Genomic DNA, 15,562 nt, shown 5'->3' with positions numbered 1-15,562 from the left:
TTCCCGGAAACCGGACCGGGTCCCGAACAGAGGAGGCCACATATGGGCGAGGTGCCGCACGACCGCTGGGGTGATGCTGAGGCGTACGAACGCTACGTGGGCCGCTGGAGCCGGTTGGTGGCGCGGGACTTCCTGGGCTGGCTACAGGTTCCGCAGGGGCGGGCCTGGGTGGACATCGGGTGTGGGACCGGCGCGCTGAGCAGCCGTGTCCTGGCCGCGTGCGCCCCGGCGTTGGTGGTGGGCATTGACCGGTCCGGGGGCTTCGTCGGGGCGGCGCGGGAGCGCATCGGGGATGGCCGGGCGCGTTTTGAAATCGGGGACGCCACGGCCCTGCCCCTTGACCCGGCCACCTTCGACGCCGCCGTCTCAGGGCTGGTGATGAACTTCGTGCCCGACCACGTCGCCATGCTGCGCGAGATGGTCCGGGTCACGAAAGCCGGCGGAACCGTGGCGGCCTACGTCTGGGATTACGCGGAGGGCATGGCGATGATGCGGGTCTTCTGGGACGTGGCGATGGCCGTTCGCCCGCAGGACGCGCATCTGGACGAGTCACACCGCTTTCCCCTGTGCCAGCCCGAGGCCCTGGCCGGTCTGTGGCAGGCGCAGGGCCTGAAGGCAGTGCAGGTGCGGGCCATCGACATCCCCACCGTCTTCCGGGACTTCGAGGACTACTGGGCGCCCTTTCTGGGCGGGCAGGGAGCAGCCCCGACCTACCTCGCGGGGGTGGAAGACCCGGTGCGTGAGCAGATCCGCGCGCATCTGCAGGCCCGCCTCGCTCCGGACCCGGCGGGGCCCATTGCCCTGAGCGCGCGGGCCTGGGCGGTGCGGGGAACGGTAACGGTGTAGCGCCGGGACCGTACGGGGGGCTTACCCTTCGCGCGCGTCGTACATGCGCTGGCGGTCGCGGAACGCCGTCTTCTGGGCGTCCGTGGTCGCCTCAAAACAGTGTGGGCAGCTCACGCCCTCCTCGTAGTGGGAGTGCGCCCGTTCCTCGGAGCCCAGCGGCCAGCCGCACGAATGGCACATCTCGGCCCCGCCCTCGCGCAGGCCGTGGCCCACCGTCACCCGGCCATCGAACACAAAACACTCGCCGTGCCAGCGGCTGCGCTCCTCGGGAACCTCCTCCAGATACTTCAGGATGCCGCCCCTGAGGTGCAGCACGTCCTGAAAGCCGCGCGAGCGCAGCAGGCTGGTGCTCTTCTCGCAGCGGATGCCCCCGGTGCAGAACATGGCGACCCGTTTGCCGGCCAGTTCATCGGCGTGGGCGTCCAGCCACGCCGGAAACTCGCGGAAGCTGTCAATCTGCGGGTTCAGCGCTCCCTCGAAGGTGCCGGCCTTGACCTCGTAGCGGTTGCGGGTGTCCACCACCACCACGTCCTCTGCGGCGAGCAGCGCGTTCCAGTCTGCGGCCTCCACGTACTGCCCGGCCTGCGAGGTCGGCTCCACGGGAACGCCCAGGGTCACGATCTCGCGCTTGAGCCGCACCTTGAAGCGTTTGAAGGGCCGCTCGCGGCTGAGTGACTCCTTGGCCTCCATCCGGTCGAAACCCACCGCTCTCAGGTGGGCGAGCAGGCCGTCTATCGCCGTCCGCGAACCGGCCACCGTGCCGTTGATGCCCTCTGGAGCCACGATGAGCGTGCCGCACAGGCCCACGCGCCCGCCGAGGTCCAGCAGTTCCTGCCGCAGGTGGGCGGGGTCGGAGAGAGAGCGGAACTGGTACAGCGCCAGAACAGTCCAGCCGTCTGGGGGCGGGCAGGTGGGGGGAAGAGGCAGGCAGTGGGTCATGGTGTGCGGGGTACCCGGCGCGGCAGACCGGCGGGGCAGTGCCCGCAGTATAGAGATCCCGCCGGGAACTCAGGACAGGGGAGGACCCACGAGGTCCACGCCGTGTTGCCGGGCAACGTCTGCCAGGGCGCTGGCCGCTTCCGGAGTGGGCGGGCCGGAGGGTGGGGGCAGTTCCGCGCGTTGGGCGGGTCGGCCCAGCGCGCGCACGAACCGCTCGAAATCGCCGCCCCGGGTGATGGTCAGCCAGCGTGCGCCCCCGGCACTCTCCACGCGGTAGGTGTGGGCGTTGCCTTGCGCGGCCAGGAATGTGCTGCCCGCCTCCAGGCGCATGTCATCGTCGCCGCTGCGCAGCCGCAGTACTCCGTCCAGAACGTGGAACACTTCATCCTCACGCCGGTGAATGTGCAGGGGCGGGGAATCGCCGTGGGGAGCATGGTGTTCCATAACGGTGATGCCGTCGGGCCCGGCAGAGCCCGGCAGGCGAATGGTGACCAGGGTGTCGAGGAACCAGAGCTGCTGTGCTGAAGGTGCCGACATGTTGACCTCCATAATCCCCCTGAATCCGGGGGCGGCGCGGTGGGGGGAACTCCATCATAAATGCCAGTAAAACGGGCAGGCGGGGAGAGCGTGAAGCGGCATACCGTCCCGGCCGTCCCCTCTGCTAGCCTCCGGTCCGTGTCCACCCTGCTGACTGCCGAGAACGTGTCCGTGTCCTTTGCGGAGCGCGCGGTGTTGCGGGACGTGTCGCTGAGCGTTTCGGACGGAGAGCGGGTGGCGCTGCTGGGCCGCAACGGCGCGGGCAAGACCACGCTGTTGCGGGTGCTCACCGGCGAACGGGTGCCGGAAGAGGGCAGCGTGTGGCGGGCTGGCCATCTGCGTCTGGCGGTGCTGGAACAGCAGCACGCCCACGCTGCGGGCCTGAGCGTGCGCGCGCTGGTGGACGCCGCGCACCCCTACCGCGAGGCCGAAACCGAGTTGCTTGCGCTGGAAGCGGATCTGGGTGATCCGGCGGTGCTGAGCGCGTGGACCGAGCTGCACACCCGCCTAATGGACGCCCAGGCCCACGCCTGGCCCGCGCGGGTGGCCCGCGTGCTGGGCATGCTGGACCTGACGCGCTTCCTGCACCGCGAGGCGGCGACCCTCTCGGGCGGTGAGCGCACCCGGCTGGCCCTAGCCCTGGCCCTGGCCCGCGAACCGGACCTGCTGCTGCTGGACGAACCCACCAACCACCTCGACATCCGTATGCGCGAGTGGCTGGAGGGCTGGCTGCGCGATTTCCGGGGCGGCGTGGTCCTGACCAGCCACGACCGCGACTTTCTGGACGCGGTGGCCGGACGCAGCGTCTGGCTGGAAGGGGGGGAGGCCCGCGCGTATCCGGGCGGCTACACGCGGGCACGGGCGCAGCGGGAGCTGGAGCGGCGCACGCAGCAGCGGGCCGCGCGGCTGGGCGAGCAGGAGGGGCGGCGGCTGGTGGGCAGTGTGGAGCAACTGGACCGCTGGGGCCGCCGCTCGCGCGGCCTCAAGTCCCGCGTGGAGCGCCTGACCGTCACCGAAGCGCCCCTGCCCGAACGGCAGTTGCGTATGCGTCTGCTCGCGGGGACGGCCCGCGCTCCGCTGGTGGCCTGGGGCGAACACCTGTCCAAGTCCTACGGCGGGCACAACGTGCTGTCCGGGGTGGCCTTCAAGCTACGCCAGGGCGACCGGGTGGCCCTGATGGGTGCAAACGGCACCGGCAAGACCACCCTGATGCGGCTGCTCTCGGGCGAGGACCACCCGGATGCGGCGGGCGGGGACTCCGGTTCAGAGGAAGCGGTGCTGCGGGTGGCCGGTGGCGTAACGGTGGCGAGTCTGGACCAGACCTGGCATGGCATGCTGCCCGGCGAGGGCCTGCGCGCACAATTCGAGCGGCGTTTCGGGGCGCAGACAAACGCCCTGCTGGGCCGCGCGGGCTTCGGGGCCGCCGATTGGGCCAAGACGCCGCGCGAACTCTCGGGGGGCGAGCGGGCGCGGGCAGGACTGGCTCTGGTCAGCGCCCTGCGTGCCGACCTGCTGCTGCTGGACGAGCCGACCAACCACCTGGATGTGGACGCCCTGGATGCGCTGGAGGCCGCCGTGCAGGCCTACGGCGGCGCGGTGGTGATCGTTACACATGACCGCCGTTTTGCGCGGGAGGTCGCCAACCGCCTGTGGGTCATCGAGGACGCCCAGCTGCGTGAGGTGGCCGGCTGGGGCAGCCGCGAGTACCGCGACCCGGCCCGTCACCTGCAGGGTGACCCGCCGCCGCCCCCACCCCGCCCGGGGGCCCGGCAACAGCTGGTGCACATCGAAAATCAACTGGCCGAGCTGCGCCGGGCGCTGGATTCCACTCCGGGGGGCCTCAGCGGTCGGGAGGAAGCGCGGCTGCGTGCCCAGGCGCACACGCTGCAACACCACCTGTATGACCTGTATGCCGAGGCCTTCGCCTCGCCGCAGTACGACGCCCAGGTGCGCGAGCCCCCCTTGACCGTGCGTGCCCAGCGGCTGGGCGAGGTGGGCGGCATGTTCTGGGCCGCGCGGGACGAGGGCTGTCCCCACCTCGCCTGGGACGGTACGGTGCTGCGCTGGAGCGCCGTACCGTCCCAGGCGTGGTACGGCGCGGCGCTGCTCGGCGGCAGCCTGCGCCTCCTCTTCGAGCGCTGGAACGTGGGGCGCGTGCAGCTGGGTGAGGACGGCCCCACGCTGACCCGGCGGCATTACTTCGAGCGGGTGGGTCTGGTCCGGCCGCCTGCCGGTCCCCAGGCCTGAGCCCACAGTCATCCCCCGCCCGCTATACTTCCGCGCATGGAAGACCTCATCAAAGGACGTCTCGGCGGCGCAGACGGATATGACATCCGCTGCACCATCGACGGCGACACCATCAGGGGCCGGGCGGGCGGCAAGCTGCACGGCAAAGACATCGATCTGGAAATCACCGAGCGCGGCGTGCAGGGCAGCGTCGGCAACGACCCCGTCAAGATCGAGCTCGATGGCGGCGAACTCAAGGGCAACGTGGGCAGCCAGAAGCTGACCCTGCGCGGTGTGGACCGTGTGACCGGCTTCATGGGCGAGCCCATCGTCGGCTGGAATGTGGTCGCGCAGCAAAACGGCGAACACCTCTCCGGACAGCTGGGCAGCACCGTGCTGGGCCGTCCCTTCGAGCTGGAACTGGGCAGCGCTCCCGGCTGGGTGGGCACCCTGGTGGCCCTGGTCGCCTTCTACGCCCTGGAACCCCGCGCCAGCGTGAGCGTCAGCCGCTAAGCGCCCGAACATGCTCGGGGGCCGCCCTCTATGGGCGGCCCTTTGCGTTTATGGCGGCAGGCGGACAGAAGACCGAAATCCCTGCTGCCCTTACTTGCCCCCGATCCGGTAGGTCACTCCCAGGCGCAGTCGGGTGCTGGTATCGGTGTTCTGCACGCCGATGCTGAGGTTGGTGCGCGGATTGATGTTGTACCCGGCGCTGAAGCTGGGGCGCAGGCTTTCCAGATCCAGCCCGCTCAGGGGCGTGCTGACCCGGAAGGTAAAGCGGTCGTCGGGGGTGCTGTAGGTGGCGTCGAGCAGACCCTTGCCGTTCAGGTCCACCTGATACTGCAGGTACAGGTCGCGGGTCAGGTACGATCCGAAGGTCAGTGTCGCGCCCAGCGAGCCGTCCTCGGCCGACAGCCGGGGCGTCAGGCGGAACACGTCCAGACCAAATGCGTTGGCGATGGTGCGCTCGACCTCGCCCAGCACGAAGACATTCAGCGCGGTCTGCAGGGCGCTGCTGCCCAGGGCACCCAGGTTGCCGGGCAGGGCGTTCAGGTTGGGCACCCCGGTGGCGACCAGGGCGTACAGCTCGGGTTCGCTGTAGTTCTGTGCGGTGTCGGGGTCGCGGCAGGCGTTGCCCTCCGCCGTGCAGCGCAGGGTCGTGTTCAGGTTCAGGGCCGCCTGACCGTCCGCGCGGGTCACGAACTCACCGCGCAGGTTCACCGTGACCGGCACGCGCTGGCGGGTGGTCACCGCCTGGACCTGACCGTTCGCCGTGATGTTGAAGGCCGGGAACAGACCGTCCCCGCCAAAGGTCACGGTGCTGTCGGCCAGCGTGAACTCGTTCTCGCGCAGATAGATGAATCCGCGCTGCGAGCGCACCTCGCCGGTCAGCCGGGGCTGTGAGCCGCTGCCCGAGAGGACCAGGCCGCCGCTGAACTCGGCGCGCACCAGGTTCTCGTCGATCCGGATGCCGCCCGGCGCGCGGATGGGCACGTTCTCGAAGATCAGGCGGTCGAGCAGGGGGCGGGCGGGCCGGGGGGCCGCGCCGTCTGTTTCCCCGGAGGCCTGGGCGCTGGGGGGCGGCGGAAAGGTCGTGTAGATCTCGGGCAGCGGGCTGACATAGCTGTCGGTGGTGCGCCCGCTGCCGCTGGGGTCGCCGTTCAGGGGCTGGCCGTTGCTCTGGCCGGGCATGGGAATGGTGGCGGCGCTGGCATCGGCGCGGCCCAGCGTGAGGCGCGCAAAGTCCGCCGCCCCGCTCACGCGGATCACCGTGCCGTCGTCCACCGCACGCAGATCGGCGTTCAGGGCGCTCTCGCGGCCATAGATCACGGTCAGGGGCAGGTTGTAGTTGCGGGCGGTCAGGGTCAGGTCCCAGGTGGGGCTGAGCTGTCCGCTCAGACGCAGGGTGCCCGCGCCGCTCGTGGGGTTGGTGCTGCGGCTTTGGGCGTCCAGGGTCCACACGTCGCCGGTCTGGATCAGGGTCGCCGTGGTGCCGGGCAGCGCCCCCAGCCCCTGCGGAGCGAGCAGGCCACTGAAGGCCAGCCGCGTGGCGCTGAGCTTGCCCAGGGTGAGCTGTCCGCTGAGTTCCAGCGTGCCGTTGGTGCCCACGGTGCCGCCGGTCAGAACCCGGCCGCGGGCGGTGAAGGCGCCGCTGTCGGGCAGGTCGCCCGTGAAGGTGGGAATTTCTAGGCTCAGGCCCGCCACGCTGCCGGTGACATTCTGGACCCGCAGCCCCGCACGCGGACGATCATAGGTGCCGGCGGCGCTGAGGGTCAGGCTGCCGCGCAGGCTGGGATTCAACTCGGCAAGGCCGGGAATGAGCCGCAGCACCGGGGTGAAGGTGGTGTTGGTGAACTGGGCGGTCAGGTCCACGCGCTCGCGGGTGTACTGGCCGCGCACGTCCCAGGTGCCCGCTCCCGAGAGCTGAATGTTCATGGTCCGGAGTTCGCGCTGCGCGTAGTCCAGGGTGCCGCTCCCGGTCAGGACCTCGGTGACGGCCGCGCTGCCCTCGCCGCTGGTCGCGCTAACCCGGATGCGCTCGGCAACCACGGTGGCGTTGCCTGCGGGCGGATCGCTCAGCGGAAAGCGGAAGCGCGCCACCCCGGTCACGACGCCCTCGCCCGGTGTGGTCCCGGTATACGCTCCCAGCAGCGCCCCGATGGGCAGCGCACGCAGCGTGCCCTGGCCGAAGACCTCGCCGCTGCCGGGGCCGGTGGTGTTGAGCCCGGCCGTGAAATCCGATTCGCCCAGGAAGCCCCGGATGCGCCAGCTGCCGTCTACCAGCGTGCCTTCCAGGCGGGCGGGCAGTGTCCGGGGGCCGACCTGTAGGGCCGCCGAGCGCAGCACGAAGGTGCCGCCGCCGTCGCGCAGGTTCGCCTCGCCGCTGATGCGCCCGGACAGGTCAGGGGCGACCTTCAGGTTGCGGACCTCCAGGTCGTCGAGCACCGCGCGCACGCGGTAGCCCTCACCGGTGGGCGTCAGTGCCAGCGCATCAGCAGCGCCGGGCAGCAGGTCCCCCAGGCTTCCCGAGGCGTCCGCACTGACGCCGCCCATGGCGTTGCGGGCCGTGAGGCTGGCTGCAAAGGTCTGTTCGGCGAGCGTCACGGTGCCCGCCACCTTCAGCGACTGTCCGGCGAGGTCCAGCGGATAGTCCTGCGCCTGCACGGTGCCAGTCAGGCCGCGGCCGTCCGCGCCAACATCCAGGTTCAGCACGCCTGCTTCCCGCCGCAGGCTGCCGCTGACCCGGCCCGACCAGCTCTGCTGGCCCTGCGCAGCGCTGAGTTGCAGCGTGCCAGCCGCCAGGCGTACCTCGCCCTGCACGCTGGGCCGCCCGCCGCGCAGGGTCACGTCCGCGCTGGCGTCGCCCGAGAGCGCGACGCCCAGATACGGCACCTCGTAGGGAGAGGCGAGGTCCGTGACCCGCAGCGTCAACTGCCCGTTCTGGGTGTCGGTGCGCAGCGTGCCGCTGGCATTCAGGACCCCGTTTACGCCGGGAATGTTCAGGCGGGCGAGTTGCAGACCCGGCAGGGACGCACTGAGCTCTCCCGCCTGCCAGCGCAGTGTGCCGTCCTTCTCGCCGTCGCTGACGCGCAGGTCGGCGCTGTCCAGCGTGGCCGCGCCGCTGGCCCGCCATTCTCCGCGGCGCACACTCAGCAGCAGCTGGGGGTCGGCCAGGGGGCCGCTGGGGGTCACGCTCAGGCTGAGTTCCGGGCGGGTCAGGCTCACGGCACCGCTCCAGGCCCAGTCGCCCGCCGGGCCGGGACGCACGCCCACAGCCCCGCTGGCCGTCGCGCCGGGGCCGTCTGTCAGGCGCAGCTGCACGCCGGTGGGGGCCGCCACGATGCGTGCCTCCGCGCCCAGCAGGCCCGCGGTGCCCCGCAGCAGCGGGTGCGCCAGCGGGCCGGACACGTTCAGCACGCCCGGGGCGGTCAGCACGTCGCCGCTGCCGCCCAGTGCGGGTCCGCCCGTTACCCGCACGCCGCCGTGCCAGCCGGTAAGGGCGTCGGCGCGCAGGTCCAGCGCTGCGGCCAGCTGCTGTGGTCCGGCGAGCTGTCCACTCAGCGCCAGCGAGCGGGCGCGGTAGCGGGCACGCACGGTGCCGTCCAGGGTGCCGCTCGCCGCGAGGCTAAGGTCGGCCGTCCCCCCCAGGTTCGCAGCCCCGCCGACACGCACCGTGCTGCCGGCCGCGTCCAGGCGCAGGCCGCTCAGGTCGATCTGGGTTCCATTCAGCGCCGCCACCGGCTGTCCGGCCTGACTCAGCGTGCCGTTCAGGGTACCCAGCGTGCCGCCCAGCTGTCCGCGCGTGTCTGCCAGCGTTACTCCGTAGGCGGTGGCCCCGCGCGAGGTCACGCTGGCCGCGACGCTCGGGGCCGTCAGGTCACCGGCCAGCGTCGCCGCGATGGTCAGTTCCCCCGTTCCGTTCACCAGCGGCAAAGGCGTGACCGTTGCAGTACCGGTCAACCGGGGCACAAAGCCCTGGCCTCCACTCAGGCTCAGGCGGCCCGTGCCCAGTGCGCCGCCGTCCAGCAGGTAGCCGCCGCGTCCGTCGCCGCTGAGGGTCACGGGCGTGTCCAGGCCCGCCAGGGTGGCGCGCACGCTGCCGGCGAGTTGCGGCCACATGCCCCGCAGGTCCACGGTCGCCGCGGTGCCGCCGCTCCGGACCGTGCCATACACCCGGGTCCTCACCGTGCCCGCCGTCAGGTCGAGGTCCTGGGCATCCGCATACAGCGTGCCGCCCGCCGCACCCAGCAACTGGGCGCGCAGCTGGGCCCGGGGATCGCGCGCCCGCCCGGAAAGGGTGACCAGCGCGTCCACGGCGGTGGTCCGGGCCGTGACCGAGCCGCTGAACACCGGATCGGCCACCGCGCCGCGCAGCGTGAGGTCCGCGCCGAGAGTGCCCTGGCCCAGCGCCGGGGCCAGACCCGCGGTGCCCAGACCGCTCACCGTGACGCGCACCCCCTGCGGCAACTGGCCCTGGGCGCGCAGCACGCCGCCGCGCAGGCTGCCGCTGAGGTCGGCCTGCAGCGCGTCGGGCTGCCCCCGCTGCCGCAGATAGGTGGCGTTGCCGTACACGCTGAACGGCCCGGTCTGCGCCTGCTGTCCCTTGAGGGCCACGTTCTGTACGTTCAGCTGTTCGGGGCCGCCGGCCAGGGTGCCGGCCAGGGCCACGCGGCCGGCAAAGGTCAGGGCGTCCACCTCCAGCCCGCGCGGCAGCAGCCGGGCCACGCGCAGGGTGTTTGCCTTCAGGGTGAGGGCGTAGCGTCCGTCGGTCAGGGTGCCGCGGCCCGTCACTGCCGGACCCTGCAGGCCCACGTCGGCATTTCCGGCGCCGTAGGAGGCCCGCAGCTCGCCGCCCAGCTCACCGCCCCGGTCCTCCAGCTGCCCCGCAAAGTCGGCCTGCAGCGCACTCCACGACGCGCCGCCCAGGGTGGCTGCGCCCGTCACTTGCAGCTGCCCGGGGCGGCCCCATAGCGCGGCCACGTCGAAGGCCTGCAATGTTACCTGGCCGCCCGGCGCAAACGGCAGGCCGGCGGGCAGGGTGCCGGTCACGCGGGCCTGCTGCGCGCCTGTGCCGACCAGGGCGGCCACCTTCAGATCTCCTGCGCCGTCCAGTACAGCGTCCAGCGGTCCTCCGGGCACGTCGCCGACCACGCGCAGGGTGCCCGAGAATCCGCCGCGGGTCTTCCAGCCGGGGGTGCCGTCCAGCCGCACGCTGTACGGGGCCTCGGCCGCGCCGCCCAGGAAGCGGGTGTGCAGGGTCAGGGTAGACGTCAGCAGACCGCCCAGTGCGTTTGCGCCGAGCTGCCCACGCGCTGAACCCGCGAGCTTTTCGCCGCTCAGCCCGACCTTCCAGTCGGGTCCGAACAGCCGCGCGCTCAGGCGCGATCCGCCCGCCTGAAGGCCGCGTTTACCGTCGGTCAGGACGCCCTGCACCTGAACGTCGGGCCGCGCAAAGCTGCCGCCGACCTGTGCGGTGTACTCGCCCGGCAGCACGTCGGTGACGGTGGCCCTGGCGCTCAACTTCAGTTCGGGGAAGACCGGCCCGCTTGCCCGCAGCGTGCCCTGGGGCAGCGTGGCCGAGGCGTTCTGCAGGCGCAGCACCCCGTCTGCGAACGAGGCCGGAGCCTGGAACCGCACGCCCGCCACCGTTCCGGAGGTGTCCAGACGTATCTCGGCCAGCGTGCCGTCTATGGCGGCGGTAACACTGCCGCTTGCCCCGGCGTTCAGCACGGCACTCAGGTCGGGCACGCTGGCGCGGCCGGCCACCTGCCAGGCCGCCAGGCCGGTGCCCGCTCCCCGGTTCAGGGTCACATTCACGGCGGCTCCCGCGGCTGTGGCGTCCAGCTGCGCCGCGGCCGCGCGGCCGGTCAGGGCAGTGCCGGTGGCATTCAGGGTGACGGGCCGCCCGGCATAGCTGCCGCTGGCGCTCAGGCTCAAGGTGTCGGACGCGCGCCCGGTCAGCGTGGCACGCAGGTCATCCAGCGTCAGGGTGGCGTCGGCACGGGGATACAGGGGACCGCGCACGCGCAGGTTCATGCCCGCCAGGGTGCTGTTCAGGTCGGCCCCCAGCTGTCCGCGCGACAGGGTAACGCGGCCCGCCGCGCGCTGCCCACCGGCACGGAGGTCCAGCTGCGCCCGTCCGCTGGCCTGCGCGGGGTCCAGCCCCGGCACACTCAGGTCCAGCGTGGCGCGGCCCGTCAGGTCGGCCAGCGAGCCGCTCAGCAGCGGACCGAGGGCGCGGGCGTCCAGCGCGGCGCCCCGCACGGTCAGGGTCTGTCCGTCGTAGACCACCGGCAGGCGGAAGGAGGGATGGTCCAGCGTGCCGGACGCGCTCACGCGGCCCTGCCAGAGGACGCGGGCGTCCAGGCTCAGCGCTTCGCCCAGATACCGGCTGCCGCGCATGCTCAGGGCCGCGCCCGTGTTCGTGAGGTCGGCGACGAGCACGCCCGGCACGACCTCTGCGCGCAGGGCGTCGGGCAACAGGGCTGCGGCGGGAGCGAGGCTGGCCGTCAGGGTGCCCCCCACCTGCGGCCACAGCTGCACGCGGCCGCCCAGGGGTCCGGACGGCTGCGCGGTCAGGGTCTGGTCCGCGCCGGTCAGCCGGACCGTGCCCGCGGTGCCGGACACGGCGTACCGGGCGTCGAGTGCGCCGCTCCACCTTCCGCCCGCGTAGGTCAGTCCGCCCACCGTCGCCCGCGTCCCGGTCAGCGAGGCACTCAGCGGAAAGCTCTGCTGGGGCACGCTCAGCGTGAGGGGGGCCTCACCCAGGGTCTGGGGCTGGAGGGTGACCTGTCCGCGCAGCGTATCTGCCGTGCCGCGGGCGGTGGCCGTGAAGTACGGCCCGCTCACGTCGAGCTTCAGGTCGTCCAGGGTGGCGGGAAGGGTCAGCCGCCCGGTGGCGCTGATGCGCTGGCCGGCGACCTCGCCCTGCGCGCTGACCCGTCCGTTGCGGGCGTTGACCGTCAGGGGGCCGGCGCGCAGGGTTCCGCTCAGGACGCCGGCGGTGGCCTTCAGGTCGCCCACCACCTGCTGTCCGGCCACCGTCAGCCCCTGCGCCTGCACGTCAAAATCCGTCAGGCCGCGCAGCGCCACGCGGGCCGCGCCGCCGTTCGCGTCGCGCAGCGTGACCTGTCCCTGGGGGTCGCTGCCGCGTCCCTGCACCCGGCCCTCCACGAACAGTCCGTTCGGCAGGGGCCCGCGCACGTTGACGTCATAGCGGCCTTCTGGCAACGACGCGGTGCCTTGGGCACGCAGCCCCCCCTGGCCCGTGAACACCACATTCAGGTCGCTCCACGGGCCGTTCAGGGCCAGCGTGTACGGATCGAGCTCGCCGCTGGCGGCCACCGCGCCCCGGAAGGTGCCGTCCGGGCCCGGGCCCCAGGTGGCGCGGCCCTGCACGCTGCCCGTCTGCCCAAAGGCGCTCAGCGCCTGGGTCCCCACCGCCCGCAGCAGGTTCGTGGCACCGCTGTAGGTGACATCCAGGTCGCCCCAGGTGCCCTCCACGTCCAGTTGTGGCGTCAGGACGGCACGCAGGTTCACCGCCTGCGCCGGCAGGGTCACGCCGCTGAAGGTCAGTGTCCCGGTGCGGCCTGTTACCTGGGCGCGCAGCGCGTCATAGGGGCCGCGAACCACTGCATTCAACGTCTGCCCCTGGGCCGTCAGGGTGCCCGTGGTATCGACCCGGGGGAAGACCTGCCCGTTCAGGCGGGCGGTGGCTCCGGCGTACCCGGCCTGCAGATTGGCATTCACCTGCCCGGCCGCGCGGGTCAGGGTGCCGGTTACGCTGGCTCCGTCCACGTCCGCGTTCACCTGAGCGCTTCCGCCCTGTCCTGCGAGGTTCAGGTCCAGCGTTCCCGACAGGCCGGGCAGCTGAAGCAGGGGGCGCAGCGCCGCCAGATTCACGCGCCCGCGGGCGGTCACATCCTGGCCATCAATCGTTCCGCGCGCCGTCTGGCCGGCGGTGGTCAGGCTGAAGCGGACGCCATTATCGGCGGCGCTCAGGGTGCCCTGGATGTCGGCTCCCTGAATGCGGGCGGTGGTGGTGTAGGGCTCGCGCAGGTTGGCGTCGGCGAGCACGCTCACGCCGCCCACGCTGCCGCGCAGACTGGCCCGGGTGCCGCGGCCCTGCGCGGTCACGTTGAAGCCGTTCCCCCGCGCCGTGAGCGTGCCAAAGGCCTTGAGGGTGGTGGTCACGCTCAGGTCGCCGCTGACCTCCACGCCGCCCAGCACCTCCAGCCCACGCGCCGTAATGGGAAAGGTGTCGCCGTTCCAGCGCAGCTGCTGCCGGCCTGAGGTAAAGGTGCCGCGCTGATTGAGGTAATTCACGTCCAGCGGCCCGCTCAGGGGCTGCGCCAGACCCGGCACCTGGGCCGTCAGCGTGCCGGTCACGTCGCCGCCGGTCAGGTCCAGCTGGCCCCCACCCGAGACGGTCAGGCCCGCGCCGCTGAGGCTCCGGGCGGTCCAGCTTCCGCGGAAGTCGCGGTTGAGGTCCAGCTGAACGGTGCCCAGGTCGGCCTGAAACCCGGCGCTGTTCAGGCGGGCAACGCCGGAGAGGGGAAACGGGCCCGCCGTGCCATCGGTGATAATGGCCCGCAGGTCGTCGGGGGTCCCACGGAGGGCAACCTGCGCCTGCGCCGCGCCGTAGCGGGGGTTCACGGTGGCGTCCAGGCGGGTGGAGGACAGGTCAAAGGTGCCGCTCAGCGGCCCGCCCAGTCCCTGGCCGCTCAGGCGGACCACGTTCTGGGCGTCAATCACGGCGCGCACGTCCAGCGGCTTTTGCCCGAAGGACCCGGCCAGGGTGGCCTCGCCCGCCCGGTCAAAGGTCCAGTTGCCCGCGAGCTTTTGCGGCGAGCCGCCCAGTTCGGTATCGGCGCTGAAGGTCAGATCATTGTGCTGCGGGGTCTGTGCCTGCGCCTTCTGCAAGAAGGTGTAGCGTGCCTGCGCGTTGCGGAAGGGAATACCGGCCAGCTGACCCGCCCCCTGTGCCCGGGCCGCCACCTCCACCGTCTGCCAGCCGCCCGCCGTGACCTGCAATTTCAGGGTGCCGTCACCGGTGGTATCCAGCGCCCACGCCAGCCCCGACACGGTGGGGGAGGCCTCCGCCGTGACCGACCAGTGCTGGGCCTGCAGGTCCACCTGTCCTGTGGCCGTGACCGGGCCGTCCCAGCCGGTTCCTGCAAGCTTTAGGTCAATCTGGTCGCCGCGGTGCGTGACTGCGCCCGCAACGTCCGTGACCGTGACGAAGCGGGCCTCCGGAACCCGCAGGGCCGCGCTGGTGAGTTTCAGGTCGCCGCGCACCGGGCCGTCTCCCAGCACATAACGCCCGGTGATGTGCCCGGAGGTCACGCCCGGCCAGTAAAAGTTGATGGCCTGGGCATCGGCCGAGACGTCGGCAACGATGGCGCCTCCGGTCCCCACCGTTACGTCTGCGCTCAGCTCGCCCTGTGGAGTGCGGCCCCGCACCGTGATGGTCCCGTCGGGGGCCGTCTGCACGCGCAGCTGCGCGTCGGGCAGGTCGGCTCCCTGGCCGTCCACATTCACGCGGGTGTTGCGGAGGTCCAGTTGTCCCAGCGTCACGTTCCAGCCGCCCGCACCCTCGCCACCCTGTGACGACTCCAGCTCCGAGAACAGGTCCTTGAGCTGCAGGTCAACGGTGGCGTTCCGGGCTTGCAGACCCAGCCGCAGCGTTTTTGTCAGGGGATCGAAGGCCTGCACGGCCACCCCGACCTGGCCCACCTGGGCTTTGACCCCGGGGCGCTGCAGCGTGAGGCCCTCCAGCCGGGGCGACCAGATCGGCCCCGCCACCCGGCCGGCCGACAGGCCCAGGTCCGGTCCCAGGCGGGACAGCAGCCAGCCGCCGAATAACGAGGGCGCAAACACCACGACCAGCGCCAGCACAACAAGCGGGACCACCAGCCAGGGCCAGCGCCGGGTGGCTGCCGCGCGAGGTCTCTGCCGGTGCCTGGAATCCTCTGGGTGACGGTTCAGGGCCGCCGGGTCCTCGGTCACACGCTCACCCACATGCGTTCGCCGCCCCAACTTTCCATCCTGTGCCCGCCGCCCGCATGACGCGCATTCTAAGGGCCAGCGCGTGAGTTGCGCCCGCCACAGCTCACCGGAACGTCAGCTTTGTTTCCATACCGCTGCGTGTTTTGCCGCTACCCTGGGGCCATGCGTCTGACCGCCCTTGTGATCGGCCACGTGCAGGGGGTTGGCTACCGCCGGTACGTTCAGAGATACGCCCGAGACCTGAAGCTGCAGGGCTACGCCGAGAACCTGCTTGATGGCCGGGTGGAGGTGGTCGCCGAGGGCGAACAGGCCGACCTCGACCGCCTGCTGCACTGGCTGCGGCGCGGGCCACCCCACGCCCGCGTTCAGGAGGTCCAGACCCAGCACAGCGAGGCGACCGGGCTGCGCGACTTTCATATCTATTAGGGTGTGTCCGCAAACCCTGGAGGCAGTGTAAAAATGACGTGTGGTTCGGCGTTACGAGTTGACCGATGAGCAGTGGAGC

Annotated in this window: 7 protein-coding genes; 4 read left to right on the top strand and 3 right to left on the bottom strand. The window is 71.8% G+C overall.

Annotated elements, in window-relative coordinates; genetic code table 11:
- Positions 1-42: 42 nt before the first annotated feature.
- Positions 43-846 (top strand): class I SAM-dependent methyltransferase, encoded by an 804-nt coding sequence (locus IEY21_RS10920; RefSeq protein ID WP_188904330.1) that lies wholly within the window; start codon positions 43-45, stop codon positions 844-846.
- Between the two features lie 21 nt (positions 847-867).
- On the opposite strand, the gene trhO is transcribed toward IEY21_RS10920, so the two are convergent.
- Positions 868-1,785 (bottom strand): oxygen-dependent tRNA uridine(34) hydroxylase TrhO, encoded by a 918-nt coding sequence (gene trhO, locus IEY21_RS10915; protein ID WP_188904328.1) that lies wholly within the window; start codon positions 1,783-1,785, stop codon positions 868-870.
- 69 nt (positions 1,786-1,854) lie between these two features.
- Positions 1,855-2,322: a cupin domain-containing protein gene (locus IEY21_RS10910; RefSeq protein WP_229753040.1), complete on the bottom strand. Its 468-nt coding sequence runs from the start codon at positions 2,320-2,322 to the stop codon at positions 1,855-1,857.
- Positions 2,323-2,460: 138 nt separating this feature from the next.
- Between IEY21_RS10910 and IEY21_RS10905 the strand changes: the two genes are divergently transcribed.
- Both IEY21_RS10905 and IEY21_RS10900 read left to right on the top strand, forming a co-directional pair.
- A complete protein-coding gene (locus IEY21_RS10905) occupies positions 2,461-4,569 on the top strand; it encodes an ABC-F family ATP-binding cassette domain-containing protein (protein ID WP_188904325.1) in 2,109 nt (702 codons plus the stop codon).
- Between the two features lie 36 nt (positions 4,570-4,605).
- Positions 4,606-5,061 (top strand): hypothetical protein, encoded by a 456-nt coding sequence (locus tag IEY21_RS10900; RefSeq protein WP_188904323.1) that lies wholly within the window; start codon positions 4,606-4,608, stop codon positions 5,059-5,061.
- 90 nt (positions 5,062-5,151) lie between these two features.
- On the opposite strand, the gene IEY21_RS10895 is transcribed toward IEY21_RS10900, so the two are convergent.
- Complete coding sequence (locus IEY21_RS10895; RefSeq protein WP_229753039.1) at positions 5,152-14,961, bottom strand: translocation/assembly module TamB domain-containing protein; 9,810 nt, start codon at positions 14,959-14,961, stop codon at positions 5,152-5,154.
- A 258-nt stretch (positions 14,962-15,219) separates the two neighbouring features.
- On the opposite strand from IEY21_RS10895, the gene IEY21_RS10890 reads away from it, so the two are divergent.
- Positions 15,220-15,483: an acylphosphatase gene (locus IEY21_RS10890; RefSeq protein ID WP_188904321.1), complete on the top strand. Its 264-nt coding sequence runs from the start codon at positions 15,220-15,222 to the stop codon at positions 15,481-15,483.
- Positions 15,484-15,562: the final 79 nt, after the last annotated feature.

This window comes from Deinococcus aerophilus, assembly GCF_014647075.1.
Taxonomy (GTDB): Bacteria; Deinococcota; Deinococci; order Deinococcales; family Deinococcaceae; genus Deinococcus; species Deinococcus aerophilus.
The sequence above is the reverse complement of the archived record's forward strand: the minus strand, read 5'-3'. Positions and strand labels throughout refer to the sequence as shown.

Bases quoted from the DNA above. Each gene is read 5' to 3' on its own strand.
- trhO (WP_188904328.1), bottom strand. From the start codon at position 1,785: ATGACCCACTGCCTGCCTCTTCCCCCCACCTGCCCGCCCCCAGACGGC.
- IEY21_RS10890 (WP_188904321.1), top strand. From the start codon at position 15,220: ATGCGTCTGACCGCCCTTGTGATCGGCCACGTGCAGGGGGTTGGCTAC.
- IEY21_RS10910 (WP_229753040.1), bottom strand. From the start codon at position 2,322: ATGTCGGCACCTTCAGCACAGCAGCTCTGGTTCCTCGACACCCTGGTC.
- IEY21_RS10920 (WP_188904330.1), top strand. From the start codon at position 43: ATGGGCGAGGTGCCGCACGACCGCTGGGGTGATGCTGAGGCGTACGAA.
- IEY21_RS10900 (WP_188904323.1), top strand. From the start codon at position 4,606: ATGGAAGACCTCATCAAAGGACGTCTCGGCGGCGCAGACGGATATGAC.